The organism is Chryseobacterium sp. D764 (assembly GCF_019317325.1).
Lineage (GTDB): Bacteria > Bacteroidota > Bacteroidia > Flavobacteriales > Weeksellaceae > Chryseobacterium.
On sequence record NZ_CP079219.1, the window covers coordinates 1,557,898 to 1,573,717 of the forward strand.

Below are 15,820 nucleotides of genomic sequence, written 5' to 3' on the forward strand. Positions count from 1 at the left end.
CTCACACCCTTATTCTTAGATCCTTTTTGGCGAATTTGATTATGCCAATATAAATATTTCGTAATATTGATTACTCCTCAGATATTCCTGTCTGATTATTTTTCATTGATAGAATAATTACATTCGATTCTTACATTTCTGATTCCACTTATGTCACCACCATACCAGGCGTCCTGATTTTGTCCGGCATATAAGTAGCCTGTAGCTAGAAGACTATTTGTATCTTCATCAACAATAGTGCATTGTATAGATTGATTCAATTCTGTAAGGTCTGCCTTATAATTAAAGCTTAAATTATCAGCTATATCATAATGATCAGTAACAGAGTCTTCAGCTCTGAATCTCGAACTCCAGTTACTTCCACTTACCCTGTATTGTATAGGTACTTCAGTTTTATTAACAAACTTAATATTTGTATTTATAACATTTACCTTTCTTCCATAATCTTGTTTATAAATTTGTATGGGTAACCTTTTGCCCTCCAGCAACCCTAAATCAAAACCTTCAGGAATTGTATTCAGGCCATTTCCAAACATTCTAAAAATTGTATAGCTTGGGCTTATTTCATATCTCAAAAGATAATATTCAGTTCCTTTTAATGTTTCTTCTGATATTTCCTTTACTTTAAAGGTATAAGGTGCGCTGCCTAATAAGAATTGCTTTTCCACAATGTTGTCAGTTTGTCTTACGGTTACCACCTGATCTTCTTCATCCTGCGAGCTAATAGCAATCCGGAATTTTAAATTTCCAACAATGTTTGTAGAATAGTAAATGAATGCATTATCAATAAGTGCCAGACTATTGGCAAGGATCGCCTTTTCTTTATTGGTCAGGGCATCTTCTCTGTGTCTTAAAGAATCTATCAGTTCCGAAAATTGGCCCTGCGTTGGATGTTTACCGGTTTCAAAATAGGTTTTTAATTCTTTCCTTGGAGTTAATTCATTTTTTTCCATAATTTCACTATTCTTTGCTATTTATATTATTTATATGATTGTTTTTGAGATACTAGTTCGTATCATTGATTTTAAGTCCAAAATTCATCTTTTTTTGATTCCTGTAAAAGTTTTGGGACCTTCCGATTCTGTAGTTGCAGTACCTGTTATTTTGTAAAACTGAATGGCTTGCTTCTTAAATTTCAAAGCTCAAAATTCATTCTTTTTTTATTCCTGTGAAAGTTTTTTGGCCTTCCGGTTCTGTAGTTGCAGTATCCTTTTTTCCGAATAATTAAATAACAGTTTCTGCATTTCTGTTTAGTAAACCTGTTCTGTATCTATAATAAAAAAGGCTCGGATCTTATGATCCGAGCTTTTTTTCAACTTATATGGTAACGCTAGTTTCTTTTTCGCAGAGCTGATAATTAATCCAGCCTAAAGAAGAAATACACTACAGCTGCCCACTCTTTTTTGACTCCTTTTGCATATCCTATAGTGCCGTGGCTGCTGTTTTCTACCGTTCCATCATCTTTGATGTAACCAATAGTGGAATGACTGCTGTTTTCTACAGTACCGTTACTTTTTACATAGCCAACGGTAGAATGACTTTTGTTTTCAATAGTTCCATCACTTTTGATATAACCAATTGTGCCGTGGCTTTTATTTTCAATCGTACCATCATTTTTAATATATCCCACAGTGGAATGACTGCTGTTTTCTATGGTTCCATCGCTTTTGATATATCCAGTGGTACTGTGGCTTCCGGATTCTATAGTCTGGGCACTTACAGCGAAAAGACTGAACAGAAGGGAGCAAAAGAATAGTATTTTTTTCATATTCAATATTTTAATGAGTTATTAACTTTGGTTTATTTGATGTATTCAAAAGTATTGATTATTCTTTTATGTTGGATGTTATCCCATTAAATCTGAACTTATTTTTTGAGAATATCCAGTTTTATTGAAAGAAAAAACGAAGCTTTTAAATTTTGTCTTTAAAAAGATTATAAAATTGTAATTAATCAATTAATCCTCAATAATTTATGTCCCTCTTGCTGCCACATACAATCACACGAAAAGACTCATGCAGCAGCAAGAGAAATATCTTATTTTCACTATAACAAGAAAGCCGTTTTATTAGATCATAAAACGGCTTTCTTTAAAATTTATGTCAAATTGTATAATATGTATATTAAATGCTTTTTTCTGCTTCTTCTATATTATATACAATTCTATTATCCTCGCTTATTAAAGGACTAAAAATATCTTTGTATTTATTAAAAGTATTTTTGTCATAATATACCATAACCGGAAACAGCTGACTTGCCTGATAATATCTTTTATTTTCTAATGCAGCATGTATTGCCTGTTCTATTTCTTTTAAAAGTGGTCTGCAATTCCTCTTTAAAAGAAAATCTTTTAGATTGGATTCAAAAAATTTATCCCCATAAATGCTCAAAAAATGTTTAATATATGGATAAAGCTCCTGCTCGGTCTTTCCATTTAATGCAGCAATATATAAGGCATTTGTAATTACATCATATACATTGTCTTCATTGTGGAGTCTATGAGGTTCAAAATTTTCCTTTTCATCCCATTTTTCGGAAATGAACTGATCAAGTTGTTTAAACCCTTCCGGTATTGCCCACGCAAGTAAAATAAGCATGGCTTGATAAGCAATATATTGATTGTCATTATGAAGAAGCAATTTTAATTGTTCAACTCTGTCCGGATCTATTTTTTCAAGGAGTTGTACTTCGTTTAAATCATATCCTTCGTTTCCTTCTTCGTTATAGTGATAAAGGAGTTCGTTTATTTGGTTATTCATTTTATTATTAATTATTTTTAAATACTAACGTGGGAACTGTTGACTCATTAATTATTTTTTTGATTGATGATAGTTTAATGTTATCTATAGTTATAGCAAAATTATTTATGTCGCTCACGAGAATAATTTTTAGCTTCCTGTTGATAAATTTCATATTCTTCTTCAGTAATAAAAAAGACAATACTTTTATCCGTAAATTCTGATTCTGAATCAGATTGAACTATTACATTTTTAACTTCTGGTTCTATTATTCTCACTGTTCCCGCCCATTCATTATAAGGCAACACAATATATGATTCTCCATAAAGTAATCCTATGCATATATCTTTTGCTGATTGCATTGAGCGATAATCAAAATGAGGAGGCCATGATTCATATATATTTTCAATTTTTGGTAAAAATAAAATTTCTGGAAAATGAAGGCCTAAAGTTAGCTTGAAAATACCTTGCATTTTTTCTTGCCCAAGATCTTCTGCATAGAAGTCTAAATCATCTTGTTCATTTGTACTATCTGAATAATATAAGATATAATTAAACTCTTTTTTATAATTTTTCATATTGCAAAAAATTTAGTTCACCATAAAAAACATTACCATTCATTATCAACTACTAAATATTCGGGGCATCATTCATCATTCATCATTCATTCCTCTAAGAAATTAATGTTAAAATTACACTTTGGCATTAAATGTATTAAAATCTAGCAAAGATAATGTCATCTTTTTCATCTCTTATTCTTTCTATAGAATGAAGATCATGCTTATCAAAATAAGGAATAATCTTCTCTTTTATGAATACAGGAATTTTCATACGTTTTTCTAGATCTTCAGTTCGAGTATGGCTTATAATTAAATACTCTTTTTCTTCTTCTAAAGTATTTAGTTCTTGTATTTCTTTTGCTTCTTGTTTATAAATTTCATATTCCTGTTCACTAATAAAAAAGATAAAACTTTTATATTTAAATATCATTTCTTCTTTAGACTGAATTAAAGAATTCTTAATATCAGGTTCTAAAATTTTCACCTGCCCCGCCCACTCATTAGAAGGTATAACAATGTAAGATTCTCCATACAGTATTGCTTTATATATATCTTCTGCTTGTTGATTAAGATCATGATTTGATATAGGGGGCAAAAAATTTTCTATATTTTCTATTTTCGGTAAAAAGACTATTTCTACTCCTCCCCACCCTAAGCTTATTCCAAAAGCATCTTTTATTTTCTCATAACCAAAATCTTTTGCATAATTGAATAGAATACCTGAATCTTCATATGTAGAATCAAAGTAGCACATAGAGTAATTAAATTCTCTTTTTATATTCATAATGTTATTATTTTAATTTATTTTCTAATTGTTTAATTTCATCGTAAATAGAACCTATATATTCTTTAATAGTTGACATTCCACTAGTGCTATAGTTACTCTTTTGCAATATTTTGTCAAATTCAGCTCTATATTCATTTACTCCATGTTGGGCTTGTTTTAAAGAAGTATCAGAAACTTTTATTCCTGCTCTTTTCATCTCTTTTAATCGTGATAAATCTTTTAATCGATTATGATATTCTAAGACTTTAATAGCATTACTGTTTCCCTTAAATGTTGTTGCAAAATTTCCATTTTCTCTCAAAAACCCTTTTGGTGTAGGTAAATTAAGTCCTTCTTTAATTATTTTTTCAATCTGAATTACATGTCCATGTTCATGTAGAATTGTATTATAATCCATTTCTTTTATCAATATAACTTCTTTTTCGTATCGAATAATTTCATCTCCTTGAGTGATGGTTCTAATCTTTACTTCAGGATCAATTTTTATATTGCCAAAGTCCTGTTCTATAATAGTTACTTTGTATCCCAACTCTTCCATTTCACCTACTAAATTCTTAAAGTTAGGATGTAACTCCATTTGGACCGTACCGGTAGCTATGGTTTGTTCTGTTGCAGCTAATCCTGGTTTTGGCCCATAATTAGTATCTCTCCAATGACCACTTTCATTTATCCATTGTGCTTCTTGATTAGCTAGTGGTCCTAAACTCTCATCAAATGTACGGTTTTGTGTTGAGCTAATTTTATTATTTTGTTCCTTACTTTTTAGTCCATATGTTTTTTTATTCCCTAATGTGTGAGGATCTTCTTTTGGCAAAATATTTTTAGAGATATTATTTTTAGTCGATTTCACATTAAAATACTCAGCAGGAATTTCACCTTTAATTAAAATCTCTTTGTCTCTGACACTATTGTTAAGATCTCTTACCGCATCATCTACTCTTTTTTGATTTTTAGGCGTTGGACTTTCTTCAAATCTTTTCACCGCCTGATCTATTTTAGCCTGTAGTTCCGCTTGTACCTTTTCAGGTCTCAATACCTCTACCTCACTTATTTTACCTGCGGCGATATCAGCTTCCAGCCTTTTGATATCAACTTCAATCACATTGTCTCCGTAGGTTTTGCCTATACCAGGACCTTCATCTGAGAAAGAAGTATAAGGACTCTTACTTTTCATAGGTTCGCTTCCTCTTACGTGATCAGAAACAGTAGCACTTCCGTTTTTGTCTGCAGGAGTTAAGTTTCCTTCTTCATTAATGTGAGATTTTATCCTTCCTTCTTTTGAACCTGCAGGAGAATAAGGTCTGTTATCTTGTCTGAATATGCTTTCTTCATATACATTTTCCTGCACTGGAGCAGGTTTTACATCTTCTTCCTTAATATTGGATTTTGCATTACTTCTTTCATTTCTTACAGGCTGTTCATGCATTCTGTCAGGAACAGTCTGTTCTTCAAAAGGAAGTTGATTCAGGTTACGGTTTGGCGTTGTCGTAGTCTTTTTCTTGAAAGGTTCAGTAACCCAATCTTTTGCTTTTTTATACGCTGCTTTAAAATTTTGGCCCGCTTTAATCCATGTATCTTTTTTGAAAACAGAGGTTATTCTTCTAGGTATAGAAACAATACTTGCTTTTATTCCATTTCTTGCGGTAATGAACATTCGTTTACCAAAAGTTTTCGGGTTTCTTTTTGCCAGATCTTTTATGGAAGCTCCTCCTTTTTTCGAGGCTTTCCCACCTATCATCGCCAAAATGGCCATACCAGAATTAGCAATGTCGCTTTTTAACTCGCCAGAGTTTTTAAATAAAACTTCAGCCGTTTTTGCCGTATGTACGTCATAAATATTTTTAATTCCGTTGAGTATATTCAACCCTAATGCTATGGCACCAATCCAGAATGTGATGGTTCCCATTGTTATTGTAGCTCCTCCCAACCAGGCAGCTAATGGTGCTAAACCGCCCAGAGTGAAAATTGATCCTACGGCAGCAGCAAGTGTTAATATACCCAATATCCCTGTAATTACACCGGCTATGACAAGTACTTTATTGGCTATTCCGGTTGCTTTTTGAAGAATCATTCCTACCGGGTCTTCTGAGAATCCTTTCCAACTTGTCAAATCGTCCCAGATACCTCTTATAGATCCTGAAATAGCCTCCACCCATGCTTTTGGACTAAAGATCGATTCAATAAATTTACCTACATCAGTCCAGGTAATGGAGGTGACGTCATTCCAAATATCTGAAAAGGCAATAGAGATAGACATCCATAATCTTTTTAAACCGGTAATTCTATTCAGATTTTTGGTTACTAAGTTTAATGGTTTCTGTAAAGCATCTTTACGTTTGTTATTAAAGACCTCTATTTGAGAATTTCTGATGCTTTCAACATTTTGGTCGATTAAGCTTTGATGCTCAGACTGATCACTGTCATAATTAGCATTTACTTCTTCAAATTTATCTCTTAGTAAATTTTGTTTATCCGGGCTTAGTTGTCTTAGGAAAGCTACTTGTTCATCTTGTGTTTTCAATTGTGTAAAATCAACTAATAAACGCTCTGCCTCATTAAGTTCTTTTGGTGTTTGTTGAATTTTATCTTTTTCTTTTTGTATCAAACTATTTCGTCCCTCAACTTTAGACATATTGGCATAATAAGCATTTTGAGTTTTAATCACTTCATGCTCAATAATGTAAGAATCCAATAACAATGCATTTGCTTCCTGATTTAATTTCTTACTTTGCGATTCTACCTGTTTTAGTCTTGGGTTAAGTTGTCCTAACTCTCTTTTTGCTTCTTTATTCTTTTTAGTATCTGCTGCAAGTTTAGCTTTTGACTTTAGTATCGACGCTCTGGAAGACATTATTTCGCTCTGTATCCTTGTATTCTTACCTTTGGCTTGCTGAGCTTCCTGAGATAATTTCTGAGTTGTATTTCCTGCCTGAGATACTGCTTGATTGATCGTACCAGCGTTAGTACTTAATTCATTTAATTTTCTGGTAAGGTTTCCGGAATCAGCATTTTTAGGATCTTGATGTTTTTGAGATCCACCGAGTAAACTTTTTGCTTCGTTATTGAAATCACTTGCTTTGGTCTTATTTTTATTATATTCCTGCTGATATATTCCTACCTCCTGTTCTACCTTTTGTTGTCTTTTTACTGAGGTCTCTAATCCTTTCTCTAATTTATGGATGAGAGCTTCTTTACTTTCTATGCTATCTTCTGATTTTTGTAAATCATCGTCTGATTTCTGAATTTCTTTTTCAACCTCTTTAATTTTATTTTTTAGTGTTTTAGCTGCTTCATTTTGAGATTTTACCTGATCCCTAGCTTCTACTCCCTGATCCCTAAACTCCTGTGCAGCCGCAACAAGCCCCACAATGTTGATTGTCGCCTGTGCATCTGGAGCTATTTCAGCTTGCTCACTATCAAAAGCTTTATCCATTCTTGGAGTAACAACGGATTGAATATCATCAGGAATGACGACTTTTGTTTCTTTTTCTCCTTTAGTTTTTGAATTTAATTTTTTATTATTAGATTTTTTGTCATCTATAGCCTTTTCTGGGCGAGGCACTTCACTTTTATCAGCACCCTTTTTTGAGCTATTGCTATTAACTTCGGATGAGGTTGGTTTAATTGGAGGTATTTTAATCTCAACCGATTTCTCTTTTGGTTTCTGATCTATAACAGGTTTTGAGGCTTCAGATTGGCTGCTAATGTTTTTTAATGCTTCTTTTTCTCCTTCTTTTGGCGTTTTTACAGAAGTTTCCGGATTTTTAACTATCTGACGAACTGCTGTCTGCTCCCCTGACGTCTTTGGTACATAATTTTCCGATTTAATATTATTATAATCTTGTACTTGATTGACATTCAAGGTTGCCATATATCCTTTCTTCATCTTTTGAGTATCAGGATGGTTGATATCGCCGGTTTTGATTAAACTCTCCTGAAATCTTTTATGCATTATTTCTGCACCTTGGTCGTAAACAGTTTGTGAGCCGGGAACGGCTGCAATAGTACCATCTAAACCGAGTCTGTTACTATCAGGATTTGCTGATCCAATTTTAGTGGATGAGTCTCCAGATTTTTGTGTCTGTATATTTGCCACTTGCACCTCAGACAGAGGTACAGCCACCCGATCTTTCTGCTTTTGCTTTTTGCTCTGGTTTTTATTGGCCTTATTGTCTTTTTCTACAGGTTTTGCTGCTTTCATTGACTTAGTTTTTTTAATTTCATATTGTTTTAAAAGACCTATAGGCACAACCAAAATATTGTGCCTTATAGGGTGCCTGCCGGGTTAGAAAAATCATACCGGATGAGGTAGATTCTTTAAGAATTTAAGTAAATAGAAATGGTATTTGACTTTGAGAAACAGGCAACACTGAACCATTTCCTGGTTTGTTCTCTTGTTTTTGAATTTTCAGGTTTTTTAAAATTTAAATACACTCTTTTTAGGATAACACCTTCTTTTGAGTGACTGATTCTATCATTACGGTAAAGACTGTTTCAGAATCTTTTTTTATTTCATATCATCTTTTTTTTCTTCTTCATCAGATGATCTGTCTGTATTCGCACCATATCGGTTTTCAATAAGAAGATTCACTGCTTTATCAATCCAGTTAGGCAGATTATTAGTGATCATTTTCAGGAATTTATCATAACCGTATCCCAGTACAAATAATACTCCTGTTGAATACCATTTGTCATGCAATTCAGCTCTGTTCATTAAATAACTCATTGTAAAACCCACAATCACCACGATTACCAATGTGATAAAGTGTTCCCATGGCTGTTTTTTCTCTTTATTTTGTATGGAGACCAGTACCCTTAATAATCCTCCAGAAAATGCTATTGCAGTTCCGATCAAAAGGGCTTTTATACTATCCAAATTCATTCGTTTCCTATTATATTATTTATTATTTTTTTTATTTTCCAACAACTTTCAGATGCTTATTCATTCCTGAGACAGGATATACATATCATCTAAAAATTTTCTGATTTTCCGGATATTATCACTCTCATCTGCATACGCTAGCTCGTCAATAAGATCACTGATATCTCTGCTTGGTTTCTTCAGTTTTTCATTGTCTTTTTCCTTATCTTTTTTCTTTTTTTTCTTTTCTTTTTTTTTCATGGCTTCCAGAATTTATTAAATGAATAATTTCTTTTTAGTTTTTTAAGTTGATTTCTCTTCCAATACACTAAGGTCAAACGGTTTCTTTTTAAAATTCATGTTTCATTTAAAACAATAGAACTAAAGGCAAAACCGTTTTTCACCCTAATATTTTACTTATAATTTAAATTTGAGAAAGATGTCAGGACAGCCCTTCAATCTGATGCACGGATCTATTGAGGGTACAGCAATAATTTTGAATCCTTTTTACCTTTTTAGAATGAATAATTTCAAGATATGAATCATGAGTACACACTATCCACAAACATTATCTTACTGATATCCAAATAATAACATTATATTAAATGCTAAGAACTGAGCTTTCTTTCACAAACCATAACTATGGCTGAAGAATGATATTATATATTGTTCTCTCGGACAAAAACAACATTTCCATCAGCTCGTTGACAATCACTTTCATCTGTTTATCCTGATTACGTTTTACATAATCAATGACAAAATCTTTTCTTTTTTCGACTAATTCTTTACTACGTTTCATATTCTATGGTTAAAAGTTTTTTTGGTTAAAAAGTTTTTTTCGAATCAGACAGGCTTTCCTTTTCTTACCTATTGACCGTTTCATTGAGTCATAAGAAACCCTAAAGACGAATATTCCGTCTTTTAAAAGATGTCTAATTCAATTATTTAATTTTGTTTTTTTAGAAGCCGGTACCAGGTATTTCCCAATAAAAATTTTACCCTGACTTCTTTATTTAAATTTCATTTGCCCTTTTGTATGTATTAGCAATTTTACTGACAACTATAATTAATCGATATTTTATATGTTGAACAGTAATGATATTCTACATTTTGGGCCTGCTTTTTATTTTCAGGAAAAACAAAGAGCAAAATGATTGCTTTATTCAGATATCAATCAAAAAATAAACGCATTTTTATCATCAATAAAACGACATACAAACGAACAAAAATCAAATTATCTAATATTCAAAACGCACTTTTTACATTTTATAGATTGTTTAAAATTTTCCCTGTTTCTATTAGCACCGGATAAAATAAAAAAGGAAAATATCTGTATTTTAAATACACTATACATAAAATTATTTTTTAACTTTTTTAATTACAGATAATTACAAACAAAAAACAACATTTTAAAATATTAAAAAAACATTAAATTTCAAATATAATTTTGTACATTTGTACCGTTCCATCTTAATGACGAAACAAATATACGAACATTGTTCGTTTTTCAAAATAAAAACGAACATTTTGTTCATTTTTTTTTGCAAATAACTATAAACATATCAAAATGAACTATTTAGAATTCAAAGAAATCAGAAAGAAACTAAACATGAAGCAGGCTGATATAGCAAAATCCATAGGAGTGGGCACAAGAGCCGTACAATATTGGGAAAAAGGCGAACGAAAGATACCGGAAACAACTGCTTATTTTGTAACCAATTTACTCTTAAAGCAACAGGAACTCAATGATGACAGCGCGTCTCCGGTTGTTTTTTCAGATTTAAAGATTATGCACGTTCCGCTGGCGAATCAATATGCACAAGCCGGTTATCTGAGTAATTTTGCTGATGAAGAATACATAGAAAGCTTACCCACTATTCCTTTTACGGACGATGTAGAGCACCGGGGTGAATACATGTGTTTTGAAGTGAAAGGAGACAGCATGGATAACGGATCATATGAAAGCTACCTGGAAGGTGACATTATCTTATGCCGAAATATCAGACAGGATTACTGGATGAGTAAACTGCATTATGATAAGTGGGATTTTGTAATCGTTCACAAAGAGAAAGGGATTTTAGTAAAGCGAATCGTCAACCACGATGTTGAGAAAGGTCTTATCACTCTTCATTCTCTGAATGAGTATTATGAGGATTTCGAAATCCATCTGAAGGATGTTGCGAAACTTTTCAATATTATAAGTACAAGACGTAAAAACAACAGAAGATAATTGCCTGAGTGAATAAAATCCTCAATTTCTTGAGGATTTTATTGGGGCATTTTGGATCATCATCGTGTGAGATATTCTAATAACACTTCACGTCGCCTTCAAGAACCTCTATTTCACCTGTTTCTGGCTTTACCCGATAAATTAAACTTGGGTTAAAATCTGAATTGGATCTTAGGAATCTTATCCATCTTATTCCACTTTTTTTGAGGTTTTCGGGTGCATTTTGCTCAAAATCTCTTATATTTTCCGGTATTGCAGGCTTACCATTAGTAAGACAAATCAAGCTCCCTACATCTGGCCGAAAAGGCTGTAAAGTTACTTTCATCTTCCAGGCAGGATCTGTTCCATAACAAAGAGCATCTTTGTTCCGATCATCTACACCAGACAAGCAGTAAGCTTCTACTCCCCATATTCCAGAGTCAAATTCAACGAAATCCGACCAATCCGAAACTCCATCTCTCCCGCAATATTTTCTTATTCTTATGTATAAACGAGTTTTATCAGGAATATTTCCATTTCTCATGTCAATATTTTCAAATTGGGTATAATTTACATCACTAAAGCCCACCTTTGAATAAATAATATCTTCATCTTTAAAGCCGGGATCTTTTGCGATCTGATATTCCAATGCTGCAAGATTGGTGGTAGTATCCACCCAGTAGTTCATTACAATCTGCCCATCATCCAACACTTTTATTTCATAGATCTTCGGTACATAACAAGAAGATGAGGTACATCTCCCAACGTTCAAAGAAAACCTCTTCGTAGTAACAACATCATCTACAGCCAGTTTCACTTCCAGGTCGTATGTGTCTGGAGCCTGAATATCATTCTGAATATCATTAAGCTTTATTGTATTATTAATTGTAAGCAATTGCTTTATATCATGTGTGGGGCCTGGCGGATTCAGATAAGTTACAGTCGCCTCCGTTATTGGTGAAGAAGATTCATATTCTATTTTGAATGAAGCATCACATTTTGCTGCTGCCATTGTATTATGTTTTTATTGTTATTATTTATTTTTCCTAGTACAAGGGGTGTTATCATTATTCTAAAGACAAAAAAACACCCCTTTATATTAGATTTAGCATCAAGAATGCGTTCTTTACTCCACTATTATCTCTGCTACATCTATTTCAAATGCATCACTATTAGCATCTTTAACCAAAAGCTGGAATTTATATTTTCCAACGACTAACTCTTTGATTGTCAAAGTTGCTTCGTTAACATTCTCAAGTATTACATCCGGACCTTCTAGTTTGCTCCAAAAATACAGAAGCTCATTCGCTCCGCTCCCCCATCCTTTTAATCCCAATTGCCTAATAGGTAAATTAGATAAACGAATGTTTTGATTTCCACCGGCACCAGCTGTAATCGTAGGTAACTCAACATTACAGCAATTTTTATCAGGAAAGCTAATGTTATCTATCACAACCGTTGGACGGTATTCATTTTTATAGGAAAGAATATTTGAAGTTACTGTATTGTTTTCCCCATCTACTACAACTGCTTTATATAAATTTGTACCCACCGCATTTATAGAGTCTGTAAATGTCGTCCCTGTAAAATTGCCAATAAATAAATTCCATACAGCCCCATTGTCAGTACTTTTATGAATATGAACGTTGGCAATATCACCATCAGGATCGCTAGCCAAAACGTTAACTGTATAATTACAAACAGGCTGTGTACATACCCTATCCTCAATTCCGAAGGTATCATTCCATCTGATTGATACCGCTGGTGGATGGTTTTCTTTTTTATAAGACAGAGTATTTGAAGTTGTTTTATTGTTTTTCTGATCAGTAACAATCGCTCTATACAACTGTGTACCAGCTCCATTTATAGCATCTGTAAATGTTGTCCCCGTAAGATTGCCAATAAACAAACTCCATGTTGTCCCATTATCCGTACTTTTAAAAATCTGAATAGTTGCAATATCTCCATCCGGATCAGTTGCATAAACATCAATTGTAAAATTACAAACCAACTGTCTACACAGCCTGTCCTCAATTCCTGAATTATCCTTCCATCTGATCAATGCTGTGGGTGGGTGATTATTCTGATCTTTTATAATTCCAATATCATCAAATCCCGGAAGATTCAGCGTATTTTCTGCTTCCCTACATGAACCCACTAAACCGAATCTAATAGAGTATTTGCCTAAAGGCAGTGTGATTGATCTTCGCGGACGGAATGATCCGGGTTCATAATGCCATCCATTTCCGAGGTCATTTGAATCATAAATATTCAAGCCTGTTATTCCGGAAAGATCTGAAGGCAAATCCCAATCAAATGTGAATGTCTGGGTATCATCACCATTATCAACAACTGTATATTTAACATTTGAAATCACCGGACACTCTTTATCCAGAGGTAAATTTACAGTCACCGTGTCAGTACAGCCATTGCCGATCACTTTTACTTTTACTACCGGAATCATTGATGGATCCAGATTGTAATACTTATAACTTAAATATCCATTTTCATCAGGATTCATAGGAAGCCAGACATCAGTACCCAGGAAATCCCAGTTGTACGTATAGTCGGCAAAGTTTGCTCCGGAAACTCTAAAGTTTACTACTGTTGCCTTTGAATCTCCTCCAGGATAAATGATAGGTTGAACGACTTCTACTTTTATATCCGGTTCTGAAATCACCTTAATGCTGCAATCAGTAGGTTTCCCATTTACAGTAAAGGTAATTACCTGGCCATGGAACTGATCTTCCACAGACTTCGGATCGAAGAAATATTGTCCTTTGATAAATTTCACACCGTCACCAACACTTGCTTTTACCACTCCACTCATAGGGGATACTGTAAAAGGTATAGGACTGGCCTCAGCACAGATAACAGAAGTTGGCAAGCTTAATTTAATGATCGATTTCGGAGTACAGCATATGTATGGAAGTGAAAAGTCTGCAATAACTTTCGGGTCTTTTATGGAACCATACACCATGATAAAAGTTCCTCCCGTTTTAACTCCCCGCTTATGTTCCAATCCGGAATTTTTTTCTACATATTCATTGAAATATGCTTTCGACAGATCTTTATTTCCTTTTAATTCTTCTAAAGACAAAAGCATAATATCAAATCCCAGCTGCTGCTTATCCTTGATTTCCTTTATCTGTTCAAAAGCGATTCGGTGATCCATCCCCTGATGGCCTTCTATATTATAAAACGAATTGTTATCTATATTGAGATTTAAAGGACTTACCTGTTCGGATTCCCCTATTAACACCCACTCGGTATCAAAGGTTAAATTACTGCCAGATGACCGGTTGCTTGTCTTGTCAAAATTCCATGTTTTTAAAAATTCTTCTGTAGCCCGGTAGTAAAAAGGAACCGCCTTATTGCCCAAAGGATTTAATATTTGTGATGGAGTAATTTTAACGCGTTCCTTACCTTTAATAATACTATCAGGATCAAAACGTCCCACTTGCTGATTAAATCGATTGATTAAGGTTTTAACTTTTTGGGTTGCTTTTTCACTGTCTAAGACAGGCGAATTATAAAACTGATGTCTTGAGGAATCCAATTGGGTATCCGAGATTAATTTTCCAAGCATGATGTGTTTGGGAAAAGAAACAAAATCCGGAAGACATTTGGTAAATGCTTTAGGAAGTAACTCTATAATTTCAGCATAGGTATCCATCAAATCCTTTACTACATCATAAGCATACTGAAAACCAAAATCCTGGTTAAAAATCTTTGTAAATGATGCTTTGAATACTTCATGGCTAGAACCTGAAACCTTTAATATTTTAGCGATCGCCTGGATTTTATCAAAGACGATTTTACCGTAATCATCCTTGTCCAGAGCCTTAATATACTGTCTTTTTAAATCGGAAGTACTTACAATTTCGTCTGCAACAAACTTCTCTAAAATAATCCGGTTTTGTTTTACAGGCTCCATAATCCCTTCTATAAACAAAGGATGAGGCTGAAGATTATCTTTTCTTTTGGGTTTAACCTCACCTGTTATGGGATCAGGCAGAGAAAAACCATCTTCTCCAAGAATATGAGTGATACCACTTGCTGTAGTAACTAATACTTTGAGGTTTCTAATCTGCTGTATACCATGATTATCACAGTCAACTCCTCTACAGGGTTTAACCTCTTTTTCATAATCCTCCAGATACAGCAGCAGGTATTTGTCTTCTAAATTCGATAGGGTATTAATGGGTTGAAAATCCGATCTTGCTTCCTGAGCTGTTGCCAGTTCCCAGAGTTCAATCTGCTCGGTTCCCTCATAAAATGCCGGATATTTTACTTTAAAATTATCGTATGCTTTACAATGCGTATAGTCTTTATATTCTAAGTTGATGGTTTTTAAATCACTCACATACAAATCCTTACTTACCTCACTTGTATTACTTAAGGTGAGCAAATCTCCGTCAGTTGTCACAGCCGCCCCCTGAGAGAGCTGTATCTTGTCTAAAAGTCTGTTTTTATAAATAAGTTTGGGTTTGAAACCACATACAACACCAACCCCCTGAAGCAGCACTCTGGACAAACGGTCCTGATCTTCGAAAGAGTCCAGAAACTCATTGAACTGATCGGGATCTTCCAGATACTGTCCTTTACTGAACTTTCGATATTGAACGGTTATATTACTTAATTGATTATTCATTATTGTTCATT

General features: G+C 33.6%; 12 protein-coding genes. 1 reads left to right on the forward strand and 11 read right to left on the reverse strand.

The genetic code is table 11. From position 1 onward, the window contains the following. Positions 1-95: 95 nt before the first annotated feature. The 9 genes from KYG33_RS07045 to KYG33_RS07085 all read right to left on the reverse strand — a co-directional run bounded on the left by KYG33_RS07045 (position 96) and on the right by KYG33_RS07085 (position 9,745). Positions 96-953 (reverse strand): hypothetical protein, encoded by an 858-nt coding sequence (locus tag KYG33_RS07045; protein ID WP_077418691.1) that lies wholly within the window; start codon positions 951-953, stop codon positions 96-98. Positions 954-1,357: 404 nt separating this feature from the next. Beyond that, positions 1,358-1,768, reverse strand: a complete 411-nt coding sequence (locus KYG33_RS07050) for a 5-fold beta-flower protein (protein ID WP_219072927.1) — start codon at positions 1,766-1,768, stop codon at positions 1,358-1,360. A gap of 355 nt (positions 1,769-2,123) precedes the next feature. Continuing rightward, a complete protein-coding gene (locus tag KYG33_RS07055) occupies positions 2,124-2,759 on the reverse strand; it encodes a hypothetical protein (protein ID WP_219072928.1) in 636 nt (211 codons plus the stop codon). Positions 2,760-2,860: 101 nt separating this feature from the next. After that, positions 2,861-3,316: a hypothetical protein gene (locus tag KYG33_RS07060; protein WP_219072929.1), complete on the reverse strand. Its 456-nt coding sequence runs from the start codon at positions 3,314-3,316 to the stop codon at positions 2,861-2,863. Positions 3,317-3,452: 136 nt separating this feature from the next. Beyond that, the gene (locus KYG33_RS07065; RefSeq protein WP_077418687.1) at positions 3,453-4,082 is read right to left on the reverse strand and encodes a hypothetical protein; all 630 of its coding nucleotides are present in this window, start codon (positions 4,080-4,082) and stop codon (positions 3,453-3,455) included. A 7-nt stretch (positions 4,083-4,089) separates the two neighbouring features. Further along, a complete protein-coding gene (locus tag KYG33_RS07070) occupies positions 4,090-8,286 on the reverse strand; it encodes a hypothetical protein (protein WP_219072930.1) in 4,197 nt (1,398 codons plus the stop codon). 306 nt (positions 8,287-8,592) lie between these two features. Then, complete coding sequence (locus tag KYG33_RS07075) at positions 8,593-8,967, reverse strand: hypothetical protein (protein WP_139348578.1); 375 nt, start codon at positions 8,965-8,967, stop codon at positions 8,593-8,595. A gap of 60 nt (positions 8,968-9,027) precedes the next feature. Beyond that, entirely contained in the window at positions 9,028-9,207 is a 180-nt protein-coding gene (locus KYG33_RS07080) for a hypothetical protein (protein ID WP_077418684.1), read from the reverse strand. 379 nt (positions 9,208-9,586) lie between these two features. Continuing rightward, positions 9,587-9,745 carry a hypothetical protein gene (locus KYG33_RS07085; protein ID WP_156106583.1) on the reverse strand — a complete coding sequence of 53 codons (159 nt, stop codon included), beginning with the start codon at positions 9,743-9,745 and terminating at the stop codon, positions 9,587-9,589. A gap of 768 nt (positions 9,746-10,513) precedes the next feature. Here KYG33_RS07085 and KYG33_RS07090 point away from each other — a divergent pair. Continuing rightward, positions 10,514-11,176 (forward strand): S24 family peptidase, encoded by a 663-nt coding sequence (locus KYG33_RS07090; protein WP_047421519.1) that lies wholly within the window; start codon positions 10,514-10,516, stop codon positions 11,174-11,176. A gap of 76 nt (positions 11,177-11,252) precedes the next feature. Here the strand turns inward: KYG33_RS07090 and KYG33_RS07095 are convergent, their stop codons facing one another. Both KYG33_RS07095 and KYG33_RS07100 read right to left on the reverse strand, forming a co-directional pair. Further along, positions 11,253-12,167, reverse strand: coding sequence for a hypothetical protein (locus KYG33_RS07095; RefSeq protein WP_077418683.1), 915 nt, complete (start codon positions 12,165-12,167; stop codon positions 11,253-11,255). 114 nt (positions 12,168-12,281) lie between these two features. Continuing rightward, positions 12,282-15,809: a PKD domain-containing protein gene (locus KYG33_RS07100; protein WP_219072931.1), complete on the reverse strand. Its 3,528-nt coding sequence runs from the start codon at positions 15,807-15,809 to the stop codon at positions 12,282-12,284. Between the last annotated feature and the right edge of the window lie 11 nt (positions 15,810-15,820).

What these genes read in the sequence shown, in the direction of transcription:
- KYG33_RS07045 (WP_077418691.1), bottom strand. Translation starts at nt 953, where the DNA reads ATGGAAAAAAATGAATTAACTCCAAGGAAAGAATTAAAAACCTATTTT.
- KYG33_RS07085 (WP_156106583.1), bottom strand. Translation starts at nt 9,745, where the DNA reads ATGAAACGTAGTAAAGAATTAGTCGAAAAAAGAAAAGATTTTGTCATT.
- KYG33_RS07060 (WP_219072929.1), bottom strand. Translation starts at nt 3,316, where the DNA reads ATGAAAAATTATAAAAAAGAGTTTAATTATATCTTATATTATTCAGAT.
- KYG33_RS07070 (WP_219072930.1), bottom strand. Translation starts at nt 8,286, where the DNA reads ATGAAAGCAGCAAAACCTGTAGAAAAAGACAATAAGGCCAATAAAAAC.
- KYG33_RS07100 (WP_219072931.1), bottom strand. Translation starts at nt 15,809, where the DNA reads ATGAATAATCAATTAAGTAATATAACCGTTCAATATCGAAAGTTCAGT.
- KYG33_RS07095 (WP_077418683.1), bottom strand. Translation starts at nt 12,167, where the DNA reads ATGGCAGCAGCAAAATGTGATGCTTCATTCAAAATAGAATATGAATCT.
- KYG33_RS07050 (WP_219072927.1), bottom strand. Translation starts at nt 1,768, where the DNA reads ATGAAAAAAATACTATTCTTTTGCTCCCTTCTGTTCAGTCTTTTCGCT.
- KYG33_RS07065 (WP_077418687.1), bottom strand. Translation starts at nt 4,082, where the DNA reads ATGAATATAAAAAGAGAATTTAATTACTCTATGTGCTACTTTGATTCT.
- KYG33_RS07080 (WP_077418684.1), bottom strand. Translation starts at nt 9,207, where the DNA reads ATGAAAAAAAAAGAAAAGAAAAAAAAGAAAAAAGATAAGGAAAAAGAC.
- KYG33_RS07055 (WP_219072928.1), bottom strand. Translation starts at nt 2,759, where the DNA reads ATGAATAACCAAATAAACGAACTCCTTTATCACTATAACGAAGAAGGA.
- KYG33_RS07090 (WP_047421519.1), top strand. Translation starts at nt 10,514, where the DNA reads ATGAACTATTTAGAATTCAAAGAAATCAGAAAGAAACTAAACATGAAG.
- KYG33_RS07075 (WP_139348578.1), bottom strand. Translation starts at nt 8,967, where the DNA reads ATGAATTTGGATAGTATAAAAGCCCTTTTGATCGGAACTGCAATAGCA.